This is a genomic window from Streptomyces hygroscopicus (genome assembly GCF_026168105.1).
In the GTDB taxonomy this organism is placed as follows: domain Bacteria; phylum Actinomycetota; class Actinomycetes; order Streptomycetales; family Streptomycetaceae; genus Streptomyces; species Streptomyces hygroscopicus_D.
Genome location: NZ_LBMW01000083.1, coordinates 1 through 16201 on the forward strand (window position 1 = coordinate 1; position 16201 = coordinate 16201).

At 69.6% G+C, this 16201-nt stretch carries 14 protein-coding genes and 1 pseudogene; 7 read left to right on the forward strand and 8 right to left on the reverse strand.

Annotated features, from left to right (window positions below; genetic code table 11):
* Positions 1–548 precede the first annotated feature (548 nt).
* Positions 549–1691: a hypothetical protein gene (locus tag AAW14_RS37575; RefSeq protein WP_265568957.1), complete on the forward strand. Its 1143-nt coding sequence runs from the start codon at positions 549–551 to the stop codon at positions 1689–1691.
* Here the strand turns inward: AAW14_RS37575 and AAW14_RS37580 are convergent.
* Complete coding sequence (locus AAW14_RS37580) at positions 1666–2004, reverse strand: DUF1801 domain-containing protein (RefSeq protein WP_265568958.1); 339 nt, start codon at positions 2002–2004, stop codon at positions 1666–1668. The genes AAW14_RS37575 and AAW14_RS37580 overlap by 26 nt on opposite strands.
* 172 nt (positions 2005–2176) lie before the next feature.
* Between AAW14_RS37580 and AAW14_RS37585 the strand changes: the two genes are divergently transcribed.
* The 3 genes from AAW14_RS37585 to AAW14_RS37595 are packed head-to-tail and all read left to right on the forward strand — an operon-like array spanning position 2177 to position 5402.
* Positions 2177–2830: a response regulator transcription factor gene (locus AAW14_RS37585; RefSeq protein WP_265568959.1), complete on the forward strand. Its 654-nt coding sequence runs from the start codon at positions 2177–2179 to the stop codon at positions 2828–2830.
* Positions 2821–4089, forward strand: coding sequence for a sensor histidine kinase (locus AAW14_RS37590; protein ID WP_265568960.1), 1269 nt, complete (start codon positions 2821–2823; stop codon positions 4087–4089). Before AAW14_RS37585 ends, AAW14_RS37590 begins: the two co-directional genes overlap by 10 nt.
* Positions 4090–4127: 38 nt before the next feature.
* Entirely contained in the window at positions 4128–5402 is a 1275-nt protein-coding gene (locus tag AAW14_RS37595; RefSeq protein WP_265568961.1) for a hypothetical protein, read from the forward strand.
* A gap of 604 nt (positions 5403–6006) precedes the next feature.
* On the opposite strand, the gene AAW14_RS37600 is transcribed toward AAW14_RS37595, so the two are convergent.
* Positions 6007–6504, reverse strand: a complete 498-nt coding sequence (locus AAW14_RS37600; protein WP_265568962.1) for a hypothetical protein — start codon at positions 6502–6504, stop codon at positions 6007–6009.
* Positions 6505–6509: 5 nt separating this feature from the next.
* Positions 6510–8852, reverse strand: a pseudogene (locus AAW14_RS37605) (molybdopterin oxidoreductase family protein).
* Positions 8853–9235: 383 nt separating this feature from the next.
* On the opposite strand from AAW14_RS37605, the gene AAW14_RS37610 reads away from it, so the two are divergent.
* Both AAW14_RS37610 and AAW14_RS37615 read left to right on the forward strand, forming a co-directional pair.
* Positions 9236–9424: a hypothetical protein gene (locus tag AAW14_RS37610; protein WP_265568963.1), complete on the forward strand. Its 189-nt coding sequence runs from the start codon at positions 9236–9238 to the stop codon at positions 9422–9424.
* A 157-nt stretch (positions 9425–9581) separates the two neighbouring features.
* The gene (locus tag AAW14_RS37615; protein ID WP_265568964.1) at positions 9582–11054 is read left to right on the forward strand and encodes an aminotransferase class I/II-fold pyridoxal phosphate-dependent enzyme; all 1473 of its coding nucleotides are present in this window, start codon (positions 9582–9584) and stop codon (positions 11052–11054) included.
* Positions 11055–11749: 695 nt separating this feature from the next.
* Here AAW14_RS37615 and AAW14_RS37625 read toward each other — a convergent pair.
* The 5 genes from AAW14_RS37625 to AAW14_RS37645 all read right to left on the reverse strand — a co-directional run bounded on the left by AAW14_RS37625 (position 11750) and on the right by AAW14_RS37645 (position 15281).
* Positions 11750–12076 carry a plasmid stabilization protein gene (locus tag AAW14_RS37625; RefSeq protein ID WP_265568965.1) on the reverse strand — a complete coding sequence of 109 codons (327 nt, stop codon included), beginning with the start codon at positions 12074–12076 and terminating at the stop codon, positions 11750–11752.
* A 564-nt stretch (positions 12077–12640) separates the two neighbouring features.
* Positions 12641–13201 carry a hemerythrin domain-containing protein gene (locus AAW14_RS37630; RefSeq protein WP_265568966.1) on the reverse strand — a complete coding sequence of 187 codons (561 nt, stop codon included), beginning with the start codon at positions 13199–13201 and terminating at the stop codon, positions 12641–12643.
* Positions 13202–14119: 918 nt separating this feature from the next.
* Positions 14120–14386: a DUF4235 domain-containing protein gene (locus AAW14_RS37635; protein ID WP_265568967.1), complete on the reverse strand. Its 267-nt coding sequence runs from the start codon at positions 14384–14386 to the stop codon at positions 14120–14122.
* A gap of 5 nt (positions 14387–14391) precedes the next feature.
* Complete coding sequence (locus AAW14_RS37640; protein WP_265568969.1) at positions 14392–14856, reverse strand: DUF3618 domain-containing protein; 465 nt, start codon at positions 14854–14856, stop codon at positions 14392–14394.
* Entirely contained in the window at positions 14853–15281 is a 429-nt protein-coding gene (locus tag AAW14_RS37645) for a phage holin family protein (protein ID WP_265568970.1), read from the reverse strand. The genes AAW14_RS37640 and AAW14_RS37645 overlap by 4 nt, the downstream gene beginning before the upstream one ends.
* 340 nt (positions 15282–15621) lie before the next feature.
* Here AAW14_RS37645 and AAW14_RS37650 point away from each other — a divergent pair, with 340 nt between their 5' ends.
* Positions 15622–16047: a transposase gene (locus AAW14_RS37650; protein ID WP_265568971.1), complete on the forward strand. Its 426-nt coding sequence runs from the start codon at positions 15622–15624 to the stop codon at positions 16045–16047.
* Positions 16048–16201 lie beyond the last annotated feature (154 nt).

Sequence of the window (16201 nt, forward strand, 5' to 3'; positions counted from 1 at the left end):
CCCCACCTCGCCGCCCAACTCGACGCCCTCACGAACCCCGCCACAAAACCGGCAGCCCCCCACTGACTGGATTTCTCAGAGCGACAGGACTCGCAGGACGGCGCCCGGAAGGGCAGGTCGTGCGGCGCGTGCATCTGCCGCATCGCGGGCCCGCGAGTCCTTCGCCGAGGCCGCCGCCGAGAGAAGAGTGGCCCGTGGCGGTGGCGGCCTGCTTCCGGCAGCGCTTGCGTACCTGCGGCTGCCGGCGAGCCCGTACCGCTGTGGCCCCGAACACGCAGGTGTCCGGGGCCACAGGCAGTTCAAGCGTGAGAGTTCGGCCGGCGTTTGGGTCCCGGCCGATCAGCTGGGTCAGCAGCTCAACGATTTGTGCCTGATTGCGATCGGTTTTCTCGGTGAGACCGCGCACCTCGCCAGCGTGGCCCAGCTTTTGATCAAGGTTGCCGACCTGTCGTCCCTCGCCATGCGCAGGTCTGGAGCGCTCCGTGCAGGCGAGCTGCCCTACCATCAGGATCCCTTGAAGTGCGGGGGTTTTGGCATCAAGGGCGCGGATGACGGCGCCTTCCTCGGACCGGTCAGCGGCCGCGGTGGCATGGCCCTGCTCGAGCGTCCTGCGCCTGGAGCTCATCGAGCTCGGGGACGCGTTCCGCGCCTACGAGCAGCGCACCGAGCCCGACCTCGCCCTCCTCGCCGACCTCCACGAGCGCAAGGCCCGCGCCTTCCGCCTGTGGGCCGACGTCAGCGGCGACGGCTCCCTGCGTCACGAGGCGCACCGGGCCGAGAAGGCCGCGCAGATCACCCACGAGATGCACGCCAATCGCACGGGCCAGCCCGCCGGCAACACGGCGGCTGGCGACCAGCCGGTGGTGGAACGGCTGCCGACCCGGCAACAGGCCGTGCACGCCCGCACCGTGCTGGACTACGTTCAGGCGCACGCCCCGCACCCCGAGGCCGAAGTGCGCCTGGCGGTGCTCATGCTCACCCTGCGGGCCGCGCGCGCCGGCACCGGAAACGTCACCGGCCAGGACCTCACCGGCTGGCTCCCAGACGATGCCGAGCAGGTGGTACAGCGGCTGGTCGCCGCCGACTGGCTGTGCTTGCCCGGCACCGTCGCCGAGGTGATGGCCTCCCGTTCCGAGGATCCCGTCGCGGTCGCCGTCCCCGCGCTGCTGCCCGAGCAGCCCCGCCCGTTCGCATTCGGCAAGACAACCCGCGGAAGGATCTCCGGCTGGGACCAGAAAGTCGTGGGCGACCGGAAGATCCGCAAAAGGAAACTGGGCGCCACAACCCGGCTCCTGGCCCTGTACACCGCCGGCCACACCCGCCTGACGGCCGCGTCGGACACGCCGAGGACAGCGGACTCCACCTGGACCAGACCGCCGCGTTCACCGCCCTGCCACCCAACCAAATCGCCGAACACGCCGAACTGCTGGTCGCCGCCGACTGGCTCACCGAAGCCGGCACCGCTGGAGGAAGACTGCGTGGACAGCTCGCCGAGCGGGTCCTGCCGCTGGGCGGGCTGCTGTAGGGGCGCCGGTCCCCTCTGCCTGGGGTGTCAGGCGAAGTGCGTTTCAAAGACGTCACCGCACATCCAACCCCGAGGGCGGAACGCGGTCGGGCCGTCCAGGGTCCGCCTGGCTGTGCCTGCGTGCAGGGCCGGGTCCCCGGTTAGGCCTTCAGCGCGGCACGGATGAGAGCGCGCAGTTCATCGTCAGTGACGGCCGCCATGTCCGTGGACCGCAGCCGAATGGTGGCCTTTCCGCTGATGAGTGTGGGATGGCGGGAGGTGAAGCCACCATCGCGGTCTGTTCCCCACCCGTAGATCGAGACGCCGTGCTGCCAGACACCGATGTGCAGTCTGCGCCTTTCGACCCGGTAGGTGGGCATTCTGTACGACAGCGTCACGCTCGCCTGCGGGAATTCGTCCAGGATCAGCCCGCTCACCCGGGCGAAGAGCGAGCGGTGACCTGGCGCAATGGCGTCGATGTACTCCTGCACAGTGTCCATGCGACCCATTGTGGTCCTCCCTCGAACCCCGCTGCTGCGGCTCGGCCGGTCGCGCCCGACCGTCGCGGCTTCATGGCAGGGCAGGCGTGCGGCACCAGCGGCCTGCTCCCGACCGTCAGGCGGCTGACCAGGGAAGATGGAGAACTGGGACGGGAGTATCTAGGGTCAGCCCGTGGCTTTCATCATGGTGTGCGAAGACGACGCGGCGGTCCGCAGCGTCCTCAAGCGCGCCCTGGAGCACGACGGCCACACCGTCTCCGTCGCCGCCACGGCCGACAGCCTGCTGCGGCAGCTCGCACCAGCGCCCCATCTGGTCGTCCTGGATCTCGGGCTCCCGGATGCCGACGGCCGCGACGTCTGCCTGGCGCTCCGGGCTCGCGGCGTCGACGCGCCGGTGTTGATGCTCACCGCCTTGGACGGCCTGCATCACAAGGTGGGCGGCTTCGAGGCCGGCGCCGACGACTACATGACCAAACCCTTCGACATCCCGGAACTGCTGGTCCGCGTTCGAGCGCTACTGCGCCGGGCCGCCGTGGCGCTCGCACCGCGCGAGGTCGTCCTCGATCCGGCGAAGCACGTGGTGACCTACGATTCGGTGAGCATGAGCCTGACCCCGACCGAGTTCCGGCTACTGGGCCGCCTGATCGCCTCGCAGGGCGACGCGGTACGCCGCCACGCCCTCATCGCTGCCGGCTGGCCGCACGGAGCGCAGGTCAACGACAACACCCTCGACTCCTTCGTGCGCCGGCTGCGGACCAAGCTCGGTCCGCTGGGTGTGGCCGAGCGTCTGGCGACCGTCCGCGGCGTGGGCTACCGATGGCAGTGACGGGCTTCCGCAGGGGCGTCGTCGCGCTCACTGTGCTGATCGCCACCGCCGTGGTCGCGATACTGGTCGTGGTCTCGCACGTGCTGCTGAGCAGGGTGACGGACGCCGACGCGCACGACCTGGCGCGTACCCGCGCCGAGGCGGTCGCGGTGAACGTCACTGCCGCGGGCGGCCGTGTCGTGCTGACGGAGAACAGCAGCGAGGCGCTGGACGAGGTCGCCTGGGTGTATGCCGACGGCCGCCTGATCGACGGGAACGTACCGGCAAGCGTGGTCGAGCGCGTCGAGGCGCTGGCACGCTCACGGCGATCGCAGACCGCCGCCGTCGACAACTACCTCCTGTACGCGCGGCAGATCCCGATCGACGGCCACCACGTCATGGTGATCGTCCGGGTGGACCTCACGCCCTACGAGACGTCCGAGCAGCGCAGCCTGACCTTGTCGCTGATACTGGGCGGCCTCGCGATCCTCCTCGCCGGCGGTGTCGCGCACCTCGTGGTGCGCCGCGCGCTGCGGGTCGTGCACGAGATGGCCGCGCTCGCCGACGACTGGGGCCATCACGAACCCGGGCGCCGCTTCAACCTCGGAGTCCCCCGCGACGAGTTCGGGGAACTGGGGCGGACCCTGGACCACCTCCTGGAGCGCGTCGACAACGCGCTGGCGGACGAGCGCCGGCTCACCGATGAGATCGCCCACGAGCTTCGGACACCGCTCACGGCCCTGCGGGGCGAGGCGCAGCTGGCGCAGCTGTCCGGCGAGCCGGTGGCGCCGGAGGCCGTGCTGAGCGAGGTCGACCGCCTCGATGCGGCGGTCACGACGATTCTGCGCGCCGCGCGCGCACGGACAGACGACGGGACCCGGTGCGATCTGCGCTCCGCCGCACGGCAGGCGATCGCCGGCCGCACGGTCGAGGTCGCCCTTCCCGCGAAGGCCGAGGTCGCCGTGGCGGCCGACGTCGCCGTGTCGCTGCTGTCACCCCTGCTTGAGAATGGCCTGCGGCACGCGCGGTCGCGTGTGTGGATCACCGCGCGCATCCAGGGTGAGGCAATCGTGGTCGATGTCCTGGACGACGGCCCCGGGTTCGATCCCGCGGAGGTCGACCGGGTCTTCGAAGCGGGTGTGACCGGCGGCAGCGGGTACGGGCTTGGGCTGCCGGTGGTCCGGCGCATCGCCGCCTCGGCCGGTGTGGAGGTCCGCGCGATCGCGGACGGCTGCGGTCACGTCGAGGTGACGCTCCCGGCCGCGTGTGCGGCCACGTAGTCAGGTTGCGTGCAGGTTCCCCGCGTAAATCTCACTGCATGACAACCACAACGGAAGCACGCACGCGCAGCGGGCGGCTCATGCTCAACAAGGTCCCCGAGGTCACCATCTGGTTCTGGGTGATCAAGGTCCTGTGCACGACGGTCGGTGAGAGCTTCGCCGACTGGATCAACACCCAGCTGGGCGTCGGCCTGATGAACACGGCCTGGATCTTCACCGCGGTTTTCGTGGTGGTCCTGGCCGTCCAGCTGCGGCTGAAGCGGTACGTCCCGTTCCCCTACTGGCTGACCGTGGTCGTTGTCAGCGTCACGGGCACCTTGTACACCGACATCCTGACCGACCAGCTGAACGTGCCACTGTGGATCAGTTCCGCGGTCTTCTCGGTGCTGCTCGCGGTGGTCTTCGGCGTGTGGTGGCTGCGGGAGCGCACGCTGTCGATCCACTCGGTCACCACGCTCTCGCGGGAGTCGTTCTACTGGCTGACTGTCCTGGTCACCTTCGCGCTCGGCACCGCGACCGGCGACTGGACTCTGGAGCTGACCGGCTGGAGCCCGGGCGTCTCCGTGTTGCTGCCGCTCGGCCTCATCGCGGCGATCACGGCGCTGTGGAGGTTCGGCGCGAACCCGGTGCTGTCCTTCTGGCTCGCCTACATCCTGACCCGCCCGCTGGGCGCGAACATCGGCGACTGGCTCGCCTCCCCCAAGGTCGCCCAGAACCCGGGCGACCCGACCGGTCTCGCGCTGGGCACGTTCACCACCAGTCTGATCTTCCTCGGCCTGATCCTGGCGACGGTGGTCTACCTGACGGTGACGCGCGCGGATGTGACCGAGACCTACGAGGCGACCCACGCCGCACAGGTCACCAGCGACCCGCGCAAGGAGCGCATCGCGGTTGCCGCCTTCGGATTGCTGGCCGTCGCCACCGCGGCCCTGCTGGTCTGGGCCCACGGTCAGCCGCACGTCGGCCCGGCGCCGGAGACCGACACCACCTCCGCCGTCCAGCTGGCTCCCGGCCAGGCCGTGAAGCACTTCCCGCCCGCGAAGGTCAGCGCGCTTCGGACCCTCGCATCCACCTCGCTCAAGGACGCCCGCTCGGGGAACGCGGCCGGGGCCCACGCGGCCGCCCAGTCGCTGCGTGACCTGTGGGATGCCGACCAGGCCTCGCTGCAGCCGCTGGACGGAACCGGCTGGACCTCCATCGACGCCCAGATGGACAAAGTGCTCAAGACCTTCGGTATCGATCACCCGAACCCGCCGATGTCGCCGGCGCAGCAGGAGAGCGAACTGAACGCCCTCCTGGCGGACCTGGGCTGACAGACCGCACAGCGCCCGGCCGACGCCCCGGCCGACGGGCTCAGTGAGCCGGGCTGCGCCGAGAACCGCGCCGCCTCGGCACACGCCGGCGAGCTGCGGACAGCGCAGGCGGCCGGGGCCGCCTGTGGCAGCCATGGCATGTCCGCAGACTCACGTGGGGCGGTCGAAGCCTGCGTCAATGGCTTCGACCGCCCCGCTGTTGCCCCAGGCTGGTCAGTCGCGGTGGCGGATGCACCAGAAGCAGGCGCCGGTGACCCCTCAGACTCAGGCCCTGCACGCCTGTAAGGTCGTCACAGATGCAGTCCAGGACCGCGCGCCCGTCCTGACCGGTTTCCAGGCGTCGCTTGCTTTGACGGGGGCACCGGTGTCGCTCGCCCTGTGAGGCGCCGGGACGTAGGGCGGGCTGCTTATCACCAAGTCGAACCGCCGGCCGCGTACGGATGCCAGCAGGTCTCCGCTGCGAATCAGGCCCTGCCCTGCCCTGCCCGCAGTGCATTCAACCGCGCGGTCAGCACAGCAGGCCAGGCGATGTCCGTCGCGGTAACGCGGCGGTCGCCCGGCGGGTGCCAGAGTTCCACGACGGCGTCGTGGTGGTGGTGAGGTCTCAGTCACGGGTGGCCAGGGCTTGGGGTGCGGCGTCCTTGAGTCGGGTCGTGAGCCATTTGACCTGGGTGAGGGTTTCCTTGTGGAGGGCAGTGACCTCGTCGAACAGGCTCGCATCGCGTATGGCTTGGGCGACCTGGCCGAGGAGAATCCAGTGGACGCCGACCGCCTGGGCCATCACATACAGCTGGCGCAGATCGCGCAGGAGGAGGAGCCCGGATTGCGGGTGGTGGCCGAGGAGTTCGGAGGTCTTGTGCCGGATGGCGTCCGCGGCAGCGGCGACAGTGTGGGACTGGTGTGGTTCGGAGAGGTCCTTGGCGTAGCGGTCGGCCATCTCTCGGATGCGGGTGGCGTGCGTGTCGCACTTCTGGGCGAGGGTGAGACAGGGGTAGTGGGTCCCTGCGTCGGCGGCCTGGCGGCCGGCGACGGCCCGGTATTCGGTGGCGAGGTCGCATTCGGCGTCGTGAAGTTCACCAAGCAGCAGACCGATCTTGTTCATGGCAGTCAGCGCCTTCCGGTCCGGGCGATGCGGGCGTCGGTGAGTTTGTCGACGCGGACGGCGGTCACCTTGTAGATCGGCTGTTTGGAGACGGGGTCCCACTCGGTGCGGGTCAGTTCGTTGGCGGCCCGGGTGTGCCGTTCGGGGACGGCCTGGTCAAAGTAGCCGTAGTGGAAGGGAAGGAAGACGACCCCGGGGCGGGTGCCGGTCAGGACGGCGGGTGCTTCCACCGTGGTGCCTTGGCGGGAGGTGACCAGGACGAGGTCGCCTTCGGCGATTCCGTAGTCGGCGGCGTCGCCGGGGTGGAGTTCGACCCAGACGTCGGGGGCGGCGGCCTCAAGTTCGGGGGCCCGGCTGGTCTTGGTGCGGGTGTGCCAGTGGTAGACCTTGCGGCCGGTGGTGAGCTGGAGCGGGTGGTCCGCGTCCGTCTCTTCGTGGGGCGGCAGGTAGGAGGCGGCTTTGAGGATGGCGCGGCCGTCCGGGTCGTGGGCGCGGTATTCGTCGGCCTCGTTCTGCGCGCCGGTGGCCAGGTCGTGCCCGTAGTCCGTACACGTCTCAGGCCGGGTGGGGAAGGTGTGGTCGGTGTAGAGGCGTTCGGTGCCCTGGGGAGCCTGCTCGGTGCACGGCCACTGGATTCCCTGGCTGTTGCGGAGCTTGTGGTAGGTGAGGGCGCTCTGGTCGCAGACGCGGCCTCGGGTGAGCGCGGTGAAGGCCGTCCACGCCTGTTCGGGGTGTCCAGGGCAACAGGGGAAGGCCGCCGCGGTCGCGCAGGTCCATGCGGCGGGCGTAGTCGAGGAGGATGTCGAAGTCGGGGCGGGCCTGGCCGGGCGGGTCGACGGCCTTGTCCGAAAGGTGCACGGTCCGGTCGGCGTTGGTGTAGCAGCCGGTCTCCTCGCCCCACAGGGCGGCCGGCAGGACGACATCGGCCAGGGCCGTGGTCTCGGTGGGGAACGCGTCGGAGACGACCAGGAACAGCCGGTCCTGGCCGAAGATGGACCGGATCCGGTGCAGTTGTGGCAGGGAGACGGCCGGATTGGTGCCCGTCACCCACAAGAACCTGATGGACCCGTCCTCGCAGTGCCGGAAGATCTCCATGGCGTGGGTGGGCGGTGACCAGTGCGGGATCTGCGCCGCGTCCACGTTCCACGCCCGCGCGATCTCCGATACGTGGTCGTCGTTCTGCCAGTTCCGGAAACCGGTCAGGGTGCCGTTCGCTCCGGTCTCGCGGGTGTTCTGCGCGGTGGGCTGTCCCTTCATCTGGAAGACGGTGCAGCCGGGCCGGCCGATCATGCCGCGCAGCAGATGGAGGTTGTTGACCTGGACGGCCGCGGCGGTGGCCTGGTGCGACTGATACACCCCCCCTCCAGGACGGTGGAGACCAGACGCTGCCCGGTACCGATCACGCGGGCCGCCTCCCGGATGGCGTCGGCCGGAACGCGGCAGATCTCCCCGGCGTGCTCCGGTGTGTACGGCGCCACCACATCGGCCAGGTCCTGGAAACCGACCGTGTGCTCGGCGATGAATTCGCGGTCGAGGAAGTCGTTGCTGATCAGTTCGTGGAGGATGGCGTTCAGGACGGCCACGTTGGTGCCGGGCCGGATCGGCAGGTGGACGTCCGCCTCACGGGCCGTAGGCGTGGCACGCGGGTCGATGACCACCAGCCGGGGGCGGTCCGGTCCGCGGAGGCGGTCGAGCATGCGGGCCCACAGCACCGTCTGCGTCTCCGCCACGTTGTGCCCGACCAGGAGCAGCGTGTCGCACAGGTCGATGTCCGCATACGAGCCCGGGTTGCCGTCGCTGCCGAAGCTCTCCACCAGCGCCCACTCGGCGGTGGCCGTGCACAGCCGCGTGTTGCCGTCCAGATGCGGGGTCCCGATACCGCCGCGGGCGATCAGCGCCTGCGCGTAGTACTCCTCGGCGAACAGCTGCCCGGAGGTGTAGAAGGCCATCGCCAGGGGCCCGTGCTCGGCCGGCACCTGCCTCGACCGGTCTACGACCGCCGCCATGGCGGTGTCCCAGTCCGTGGGCCGCAGCTCGCCGTCCAGCCGGATCAGCGGCTGGGTCAGCCGGTCGGGAGAGTGGTTCGCCTGCCAGCCGAACAGTCCTTTGGGCCCCAGTCGTCCCCGGTTGACCCGGTCCTCGGCCCGGCCGCGCACCCCCACGACCCTCCCGTCCGCCACGGCGATGTCCATACCGCAGCCGTTGGAGCACAGCACACACGCGGACGGAACCCAGCGCTCGACCTGCTCCTCTTCCACCAGGAGATGCTGATCCACCCGCATCGGCCAGCGCTCACCAGCGGCAAACGGCGTCCGGGCTCCCCATACGTCCGTAATCCTGTCAGCCATCCCACACTCCTCTTCACGACCCGACCGACCAGCCGACCGGCACGCACGCCACCGGGCGGAGACCCTCGAGTACCCCCCAGGAAGCCCGTCGTGACGTGGCCCACCACCTCACCGGGTACGGATCCCGCGAACTCCATGCCTTTGCGAACTTTGACACCGAGGTACGCCCGATAATCCGTCCCTCGGTGCGGTACGGACGTCCGGGTGGGGGCGCGTTCAACTACCACCCACTGTCGCTGCACGCCTCCTCAGCGGAGGGAACCGGGGGATCACGGCCTCGGCGCCGGCGGCGCCGCCGGCCATGCCTTGCCCTGCTACAGCGGATGCACCCTCGGCATGCGACGCCGATCCTGGAGGGAACGAAAATCGGCAAGGAGGACACGATGTCCGTGATGGACAAGCTCAAGCAGATGCTGACGGGAGGCGGGGAGCGCATCGGCCGGGGACACGACGAAGCCGGGCGGCCCGACGACGTGACCAGACGCCCCGCCGGACAGGCCGACAAGGGACCGAATGCTTCCAGGGGCCAGCTGAAGTCTCCGCGAAACCGGGACGAACCCCCCAAGCCGTAGCGCGACAGCGAGGCAACAGCGCGCGCCGCTCACGCCGGTATGCGGATCCAAGGGCGCGGGAGCCGTCTATCGAAGCAGCGATCCGCACACCGCCGCCTCCCACTCGTCCGGACCGCTCAGGGGACATGTCCCCCGCGGTTTCGGGAACGGCTCATACATGGGTCTGAACCATGACGATGCGCCCGTCCTCGACGCGCTCGCCCGCTATCACGACGCCGACGAGCTGGGTTTCACACCGCCTGGGCACAAGCAGGCGCGTGGCGCGGACCCGCGTGCCAGGGCTGTGCTGGGGGACGCCGTGTTCTTCGGTGATGTCCTGGCCAACGGTGGGCTTGACGACCGGATGGCCCGTGACCGCGTTCTGGAGCGGGCCGAGGAGCTCATGGCGGACGCGGTGCACGCCGAGCACACCTTCTTCTCGACGTGCGGCAGTTCCCTGTCGGTGAAGGCCGCCATGCTGGCGGTGACCTGTCCCGGCCACCGGCTTCTCGTCGGGCGCGATGCCCACAAGTCGGTCATCTCCGGACTCATCCTGTCCGGTGTCGAGCCGGTATGGGTGGAGCCCCAGTGGGACGCCGTCCGGCACATCGCCCATCCCCCGTCGCCGGACGCCTACGACAAGGCGTTCACCCGGTATCCCGATGCCGACGGGGCCCTGGTCACCAGTCCGACCCCGTACGGAGCCGCCGCCGACCTCACAGGCATCGCACAGGTATGTCACCGCCGCGGCAGGCCGCTCATCGTGGACGAAGCCTGGGGAGCGCATCTGCCCTTCCACGACGATCTCCCGTCGTGGGCCATGGACGCGGACGCCGACATCTGTGTGACCAGCATCCACAAGATGGGCAGCGGCCTGGAGCAAGGCTCGGTCTTTCACCTCCAGGGGGAGCTCATCGATCCCGCCGAGTTGGCCTCGCGGGCCGACCTGCTCGGCACGACCAGCCCGAACGTCCTCCTCTACGCCGGCATCGACGCCTGGCGCCGACAGATGGTCCAGCACGGCACCGAACTCATCGGACGGGCTCTGGAACTGGCCACACGCACCCGCCAGGCCGTCGAGACGATCGACGGTTTCCACGTCAACGACGCCAGAGACTTCTGCGGCGCCCACCTCGCCGCTGACTTCGACCCCCTGCCCCTCGTGATGGACATCAGCGAACTGGGCACCACCGGCTACCGGGCGGCCGACTGGCTGCGCAAGAACCATCACATCGACGTCCACCTCTTCGACCACCGGCGCATCAGCGCCCAACTCACCCACGCCGACGACGAGCAGACCACCGCACGCCTCCTCGCAGCCCTGCGTGACCTGGCCGATCACGCCACCGATCTGCGGGACGCCCCCCAGGTCACCGTCCCCTCCCCGGACGACCTGCGCATGGAGCAGGTCCGGCTGCCCCGCGACGCATACTTCGCCCGGCACGCAAAGGTCCAGGTCGACGAGGCTCCCGGCAGGGTCGCCGCCGAGATGATCACCCCGTATCCGCCCGGGATCCCTGCCGTACTGCCCGGGGAACGCCTGACCGAGCCCGTGCTGGAATACCTGACGACGGGAGTCGCGGCCGGGATGTTCCTGCCGGATGCGGCCGACCGGAAGCTGACGACGGTGCGCGTGGTCGCGGACAGCTGATCCTGCATGCACGAGACCAGCGGCCTCGGATCCTTTTTCGGCCGAAGAGACGGCTGTCTACCGGTTGGTCAATGCAGGGCCTGGCGCTTGAGCCTGCGCGAGAGTTCGTCCCGCACGTTGGCCGCGACATCTCTTCCGCCCTGCCCCCAGGTGACCACGAGCTCCGCCACGTGACGCAGCCTGATGTTCGTACATCGAGGTCTCGCTCAGGGCGTGCCATGCCTCGTCGGGCGTCATCCGGCCCACGGCCCCGATGACGCCGATCGCCTGGCCGATCATCGCGTGCGAGGTGACTGCCTGCTGAAGCTGGGAGACCTGGGACTCCAGGTGCCTGATCCGACCGGGGCTCTCCAGCTCCTGCAGCGGTCCGGAGAGCTTGTCGGCGTGGCTGTCCACAGCCTCCGTGGGGTAGGGGTTCGCCGCCGAAGGACTCGTCGGCCTGCGGAGACACAGCCCACCGAGTCCACGAGCCGATACCTTCACCCTCACACCCGGAGCCTGCCCGCGAACGACGCATGACAGCCGGCGCAATCCCAACGGTGATGCTGCCGTATCGCGACCGAGGCCGCGCCGGGGGTGTGCCGGGGCTAAAGGCTCCGCTTGTCAAGGCTGTGCGGCCTCGCTCAAAGCCCCCGTTTCCGGGCCCCTGGATCTCTCGCGGTGCAGTGGGGCTGCCAGGGAACCAATCGCTGCCGTCAGCGGCCCAGCGCGTTCTCCAGTTGCTGCTTGGTCATCGTGGAACGGCCATGAATGTTGCGCTTCTTGGCCTCTTCGTACAGCTGATCCTTGGTGGGGCCTTCCGCGCCGCTGTGGGAGCGCTGCCCACCGCGCTGGGGCGCCGACTTCGGGTCACGCGTGGAGGTCTTGCTGGCGGTCTTCGACTCACCGGACCTGGCCCGCTCCTTGTTGACGGTCCGTGCGGCGATCTCCTTGGCCCGCTTCGTCGACTCGCCGCGGTCCTCGGCGCTCTTCTTGATGTGCTCGTACTGCCGCTCGCGCTTGGAGCTCGATCCGGCCGGCATGATGCTCTTCCTTTCCTGCGTACCTGGACGACTCACGACGTCGTTGATCGGCGACGGACACACGGCGCCGTGTCGTGTCGTTTCGTGTCACGGATGCTCGGGTCGCTGATCCGGCGGTACTCCGCCGCTTCCTCCCCCGCCCTTGCTGCCCTTGTCCGTGCCATGCGCGTGGCCGCCCTTCTCTCGGGCCTCTTGTGCCTTGAGCTTGGCGCTGGGCTGCCCTGTGGCGCCGCCCTTGCTGCTGCGTCGCTGTTCGGGTTGCCGTGGGTTCGGCATCTGCGGCACCCCGCTCGTGTCGGGGGTTCGTTCACGACGACGACGAGTTCCCCGAAGCAGCCCCGACGCACACAGCGTCGTATGCCATTCGCCCGTACGTCGCACGGAACATGACCCGGGGCCGGAACGGCCCATGCACGGGCCTGATCATGATGAGGCAGGCTGCTGCCCCGGGCACCGTGCATCACCCGCCCCCGCTGGGCAGCAGGCCGGGACCGATCGCCTGCGCCCGGCTTCGCTGCCGGCCCGGGCCGCTGTCCGCTGCTGGTCGGGGAAACCAACGGCCGGTCAGGACTTGCCGCGGCCGGTGACGAAGTCACGGGCCCGGTCAACAAGACCGGCGCCCGGCGCGAGGAGCTTGTTCGCCGGCGGCGTGCTGGGGGCGGCCGGGTGCGGCCGCGTCGGGGCCATGGCCTTGGCCCGGCGGATCTTCTCCCCGAGATCGCCGAGCGTCTCGGAGGAGCACGCCTGGCGCAGCATCGGGAAGAGGTTGTTCTCCTCGTCCTCGACATGAGCGGCCACCTCCTCCATGAGCTGCTGCAGCAGCGGACTCATCCGGGAGTCGTCCGCGTTCGTCTTCTCCAGCTGCTTGAGGAGTTCCTCGACACGACTGTGATCCGCGATCTCCTTGTCCGCGATCCGGTCTCCGCCCTCGACGTGCTCGCGCACCGCCGGGTACAGATACTGCTCCTCGGCGACCGAGTGCCGCACCAGCTCGATGGTGACCTCGTCCACGAGATCACGCAGCTCCTGGCCCCCGCCGGTCATCCCCTGGATCCTGGCGAAGATCTCCTCGACCTCCCGGTGGTCGGTCGTCAGTTCCTCGATCACGTTGCCGCCATGCCCCATCGTGCATCCGCCTCTCGTCCCTCGGTCAGGCCTCGGTCAGGGCCGGTCGTCCCGGCCCGCAGACACTGATCCCCGACGCGCCCACCCCATGCGCGGCCGGACCACGCGCCTCACCCGAACGGGGGCGGCCATGCGTGACGTGGGCGCTGCCTGAGCCGATGCTCGCCACTCCCGTGCCTCAGCCCGCTCTGCTCTGCCATCAGGCTGGGCGTCCGAGCCCCAGTGGGACGGGTTGCGGGCCCTGTTCAGCGTGGACGGGAAACAGGTGACGCGGCGAGCCGGGCCGCCGCGGCGTCGCGCGCGGGTGGTGGCAGTACAGGGTGCGCGAGACGCAGACAGCGATCGTCGGGGCCGTCACTGGGCCTCTCACCGCGCCGCGCAGCCTGCTCCTCGGGCGCTTCGATACCGACGGGCTCCTGCGGTACACCGGCCGCAGCACCACCCTGCCCTCGGCGGCCGGCGCCACCCTCGCCGGTCTGCGGTCCCCCGCCGGGAGCGGGCACCATGGACGGGCCGGACGTTCTCGGCTGGCCGGGTCACGAACGAGACCCTCAACCTCCCGCTCGTACAGCCTGACTTGATCGTGGAAGTCGACGTAGACGTCACCCGGGACAGCGCAGGCCTCTGGCGCCACCCCGCGCGCTGGCGTCGCACCCGCTCACACACCTCCCCCACCGAGGTTCCCGCCTTGGCAGCTGATTCGCAGCGGAGGCACTCCCCGCGCTCATCGGGTGCGCAATTCCAGCGGCATGGCAGTTGCCTGGTCTCAGGAGGCAGCATTTCTGACACCTCGGTCACCGTCCGGCCCAAGGAGGCCATGAGCGCGATGACGTCCCGCTTGAACTCCTCCGACTACCGCTTCGTGTACTTACTTCCCACCTGACACTGCTTCACGATCAAGGGGGAGCTTCGGTGTGCTCAGCCGGGCCAGGTGCCGGTCAGGCCGCGGATGGCGGTGGCGCCCGTACGGTCGACAGCCGCCTTGACCCCGGCGAAGATCGCGCCCTGCAGGGTAGCGGCGAGCAGCACTTCGCCCCAGGTCCGTTCCTCATCGGTGGCGTCCGGGGCGTCCTCCTCATGGCCGACCATCTTCCACGCCTGTTTGAACAGGGCCCCGGCGATCATGCCGCTGACCGCTCCCAACGCCAGACCGACTGGCTTGTAGGCGATCTTCGATGCCTTCATCCGGGTCATCCCTTCCTGCGGCGGCAGGCCCGCCACAGCACCAGGGCACCAGCGGAGACCGCCGCGAGCAGCACCGCGCGGTTGTCCCGTGCGATTCGGGTGCCCTGGGCTGCCTTCTGCCGTACCGGCTCTGGAGCCTTCTCCTCCCACAGGTGCCCGGCCTGCGCGGCAGCGTTGGCCGCCTTGTCCTTGACCGGGTCGGGCAGCTTGTCCTGCACCTGGTGCGCGATGTCGGCGGCCTTGGCCTTCACCTCGCCGGCCTTGACCGCGGTCTGTTCCTTCACCGCTGCGGCCTTGACCACCGTCTGTTCCTTGACCAGAGTGGCCTTGTCCTTCACCCGGGCCTTGACGTCGGTCTTGGCCGCGAGCGCCTCGACTGTCTCCCCGAGCTCGGCACGGGTGTGCTCGACCTGCTCACGCAGCTCCTCCGGGCCGGAGGCGGTGGGCTCGTCGTGCGGCGGCTGGGTCATCGGTGTGCACTCTCCTTGATCTCGGCCACGTCGGCCCTGACACTGTCGATGGTCTGCTCAGGGATGGGCGGGGCCGCCTGGCTGACCTGCTTCTTGCCCGTCATCGCCATCACCGTGGCGATCACGCCCAGCACGGCGGTGACGATCAGCGCCGCGGCCCACACCGGCAGCGGCACCGCCAGGGCGGCGATCGCGGTGGCCACCAGCGCCTGCAGCATCAGGAATCCGACCACGCCCGCGCCGCCGAACAGGCCGCCGCCCTTGCCGTAGTGCTTGCCCTTGGCCTTCATCTCCGCCTGTACCAAGCGGAGTTCACCGCGCACCAGCTCGGTCAGCTGCTGCGAGGCCCGTTGCACCAGCTCGCTCACCGGCTCCTGACCGGCATCGCGGTCGCCGCCGGTGACATGCGGTTGTGTGCTCGACACGGCGATCACCTCCCACGCCCTTTGATCCGCGCCGACCGGGAGCACCGCCCCGGTCCTTCGAGCGCGCGAGTACCCCGAACCAACCAGGTCAGGACAGTCAGGCACGTCCTTTGCAAGATCTTCACCACGACACCCGCGGCGCAGGCGGTGCCGAAGCAGCGAGTGCGGGGCGTGGCGGGTGACCCAGGCTCAGGCCGCCGGCACCGCAAGAGCGACGGCTTCGAACGGGACGACTTCCACATCGACTTCGACCGCCGCCAGGTCACCTGCCCCCAGGGCCAGGTCAGCGGGCTGGCACGGCCCCTACCCGACCTCCTCGCCCACCGCCGCACCGCTGATCGTGGCCCGGTTCACCAAGAGCCAGTGCCGCCCCTGCCCGGCCCGCACCCGGTGCACGACCACCGCGGACAGCGCCCGGACCGTGTGCTCTCCCCCACGAGAACTCCGCGACCTGCAACTCCGCGTCCGCGCCGAGCAGCAGACCCCCGACTGGAAGACCCGCTACGCGGTCCGCTCCGGAGTCGAGGACACCATCAACGAGTTCGCCCCCGGACACGGACACGGCATGCGCCACTGCCGCTACCGAGGACACCCGAAAGCCCACCTGCAACACGTCCTCACGGCCATCGCCGTGAACATCGAACACCTCAGCAGCCAGCCAGACACCGAGGATGTCTCCTCACCAAGACCGCCGACCGCCTTCCAGACCTTCCTGGACCAGAACGAGATCCCCCGGTCGAAGTCCTGGCGAACCCTCGGCAGCTGACCTCGACCAGCAAGATCCCCGACTGTGAGGATGGGGCGGCACCGCTCGAGGGTCTGACCCGATCCCCGATTGACGCTTCGGCTGTCCTCACTCTGAATCGTCGGCCTTTCGAGCGGTGCCATCGCGTGCACCGGCCGGCGACCGTGACCTCATA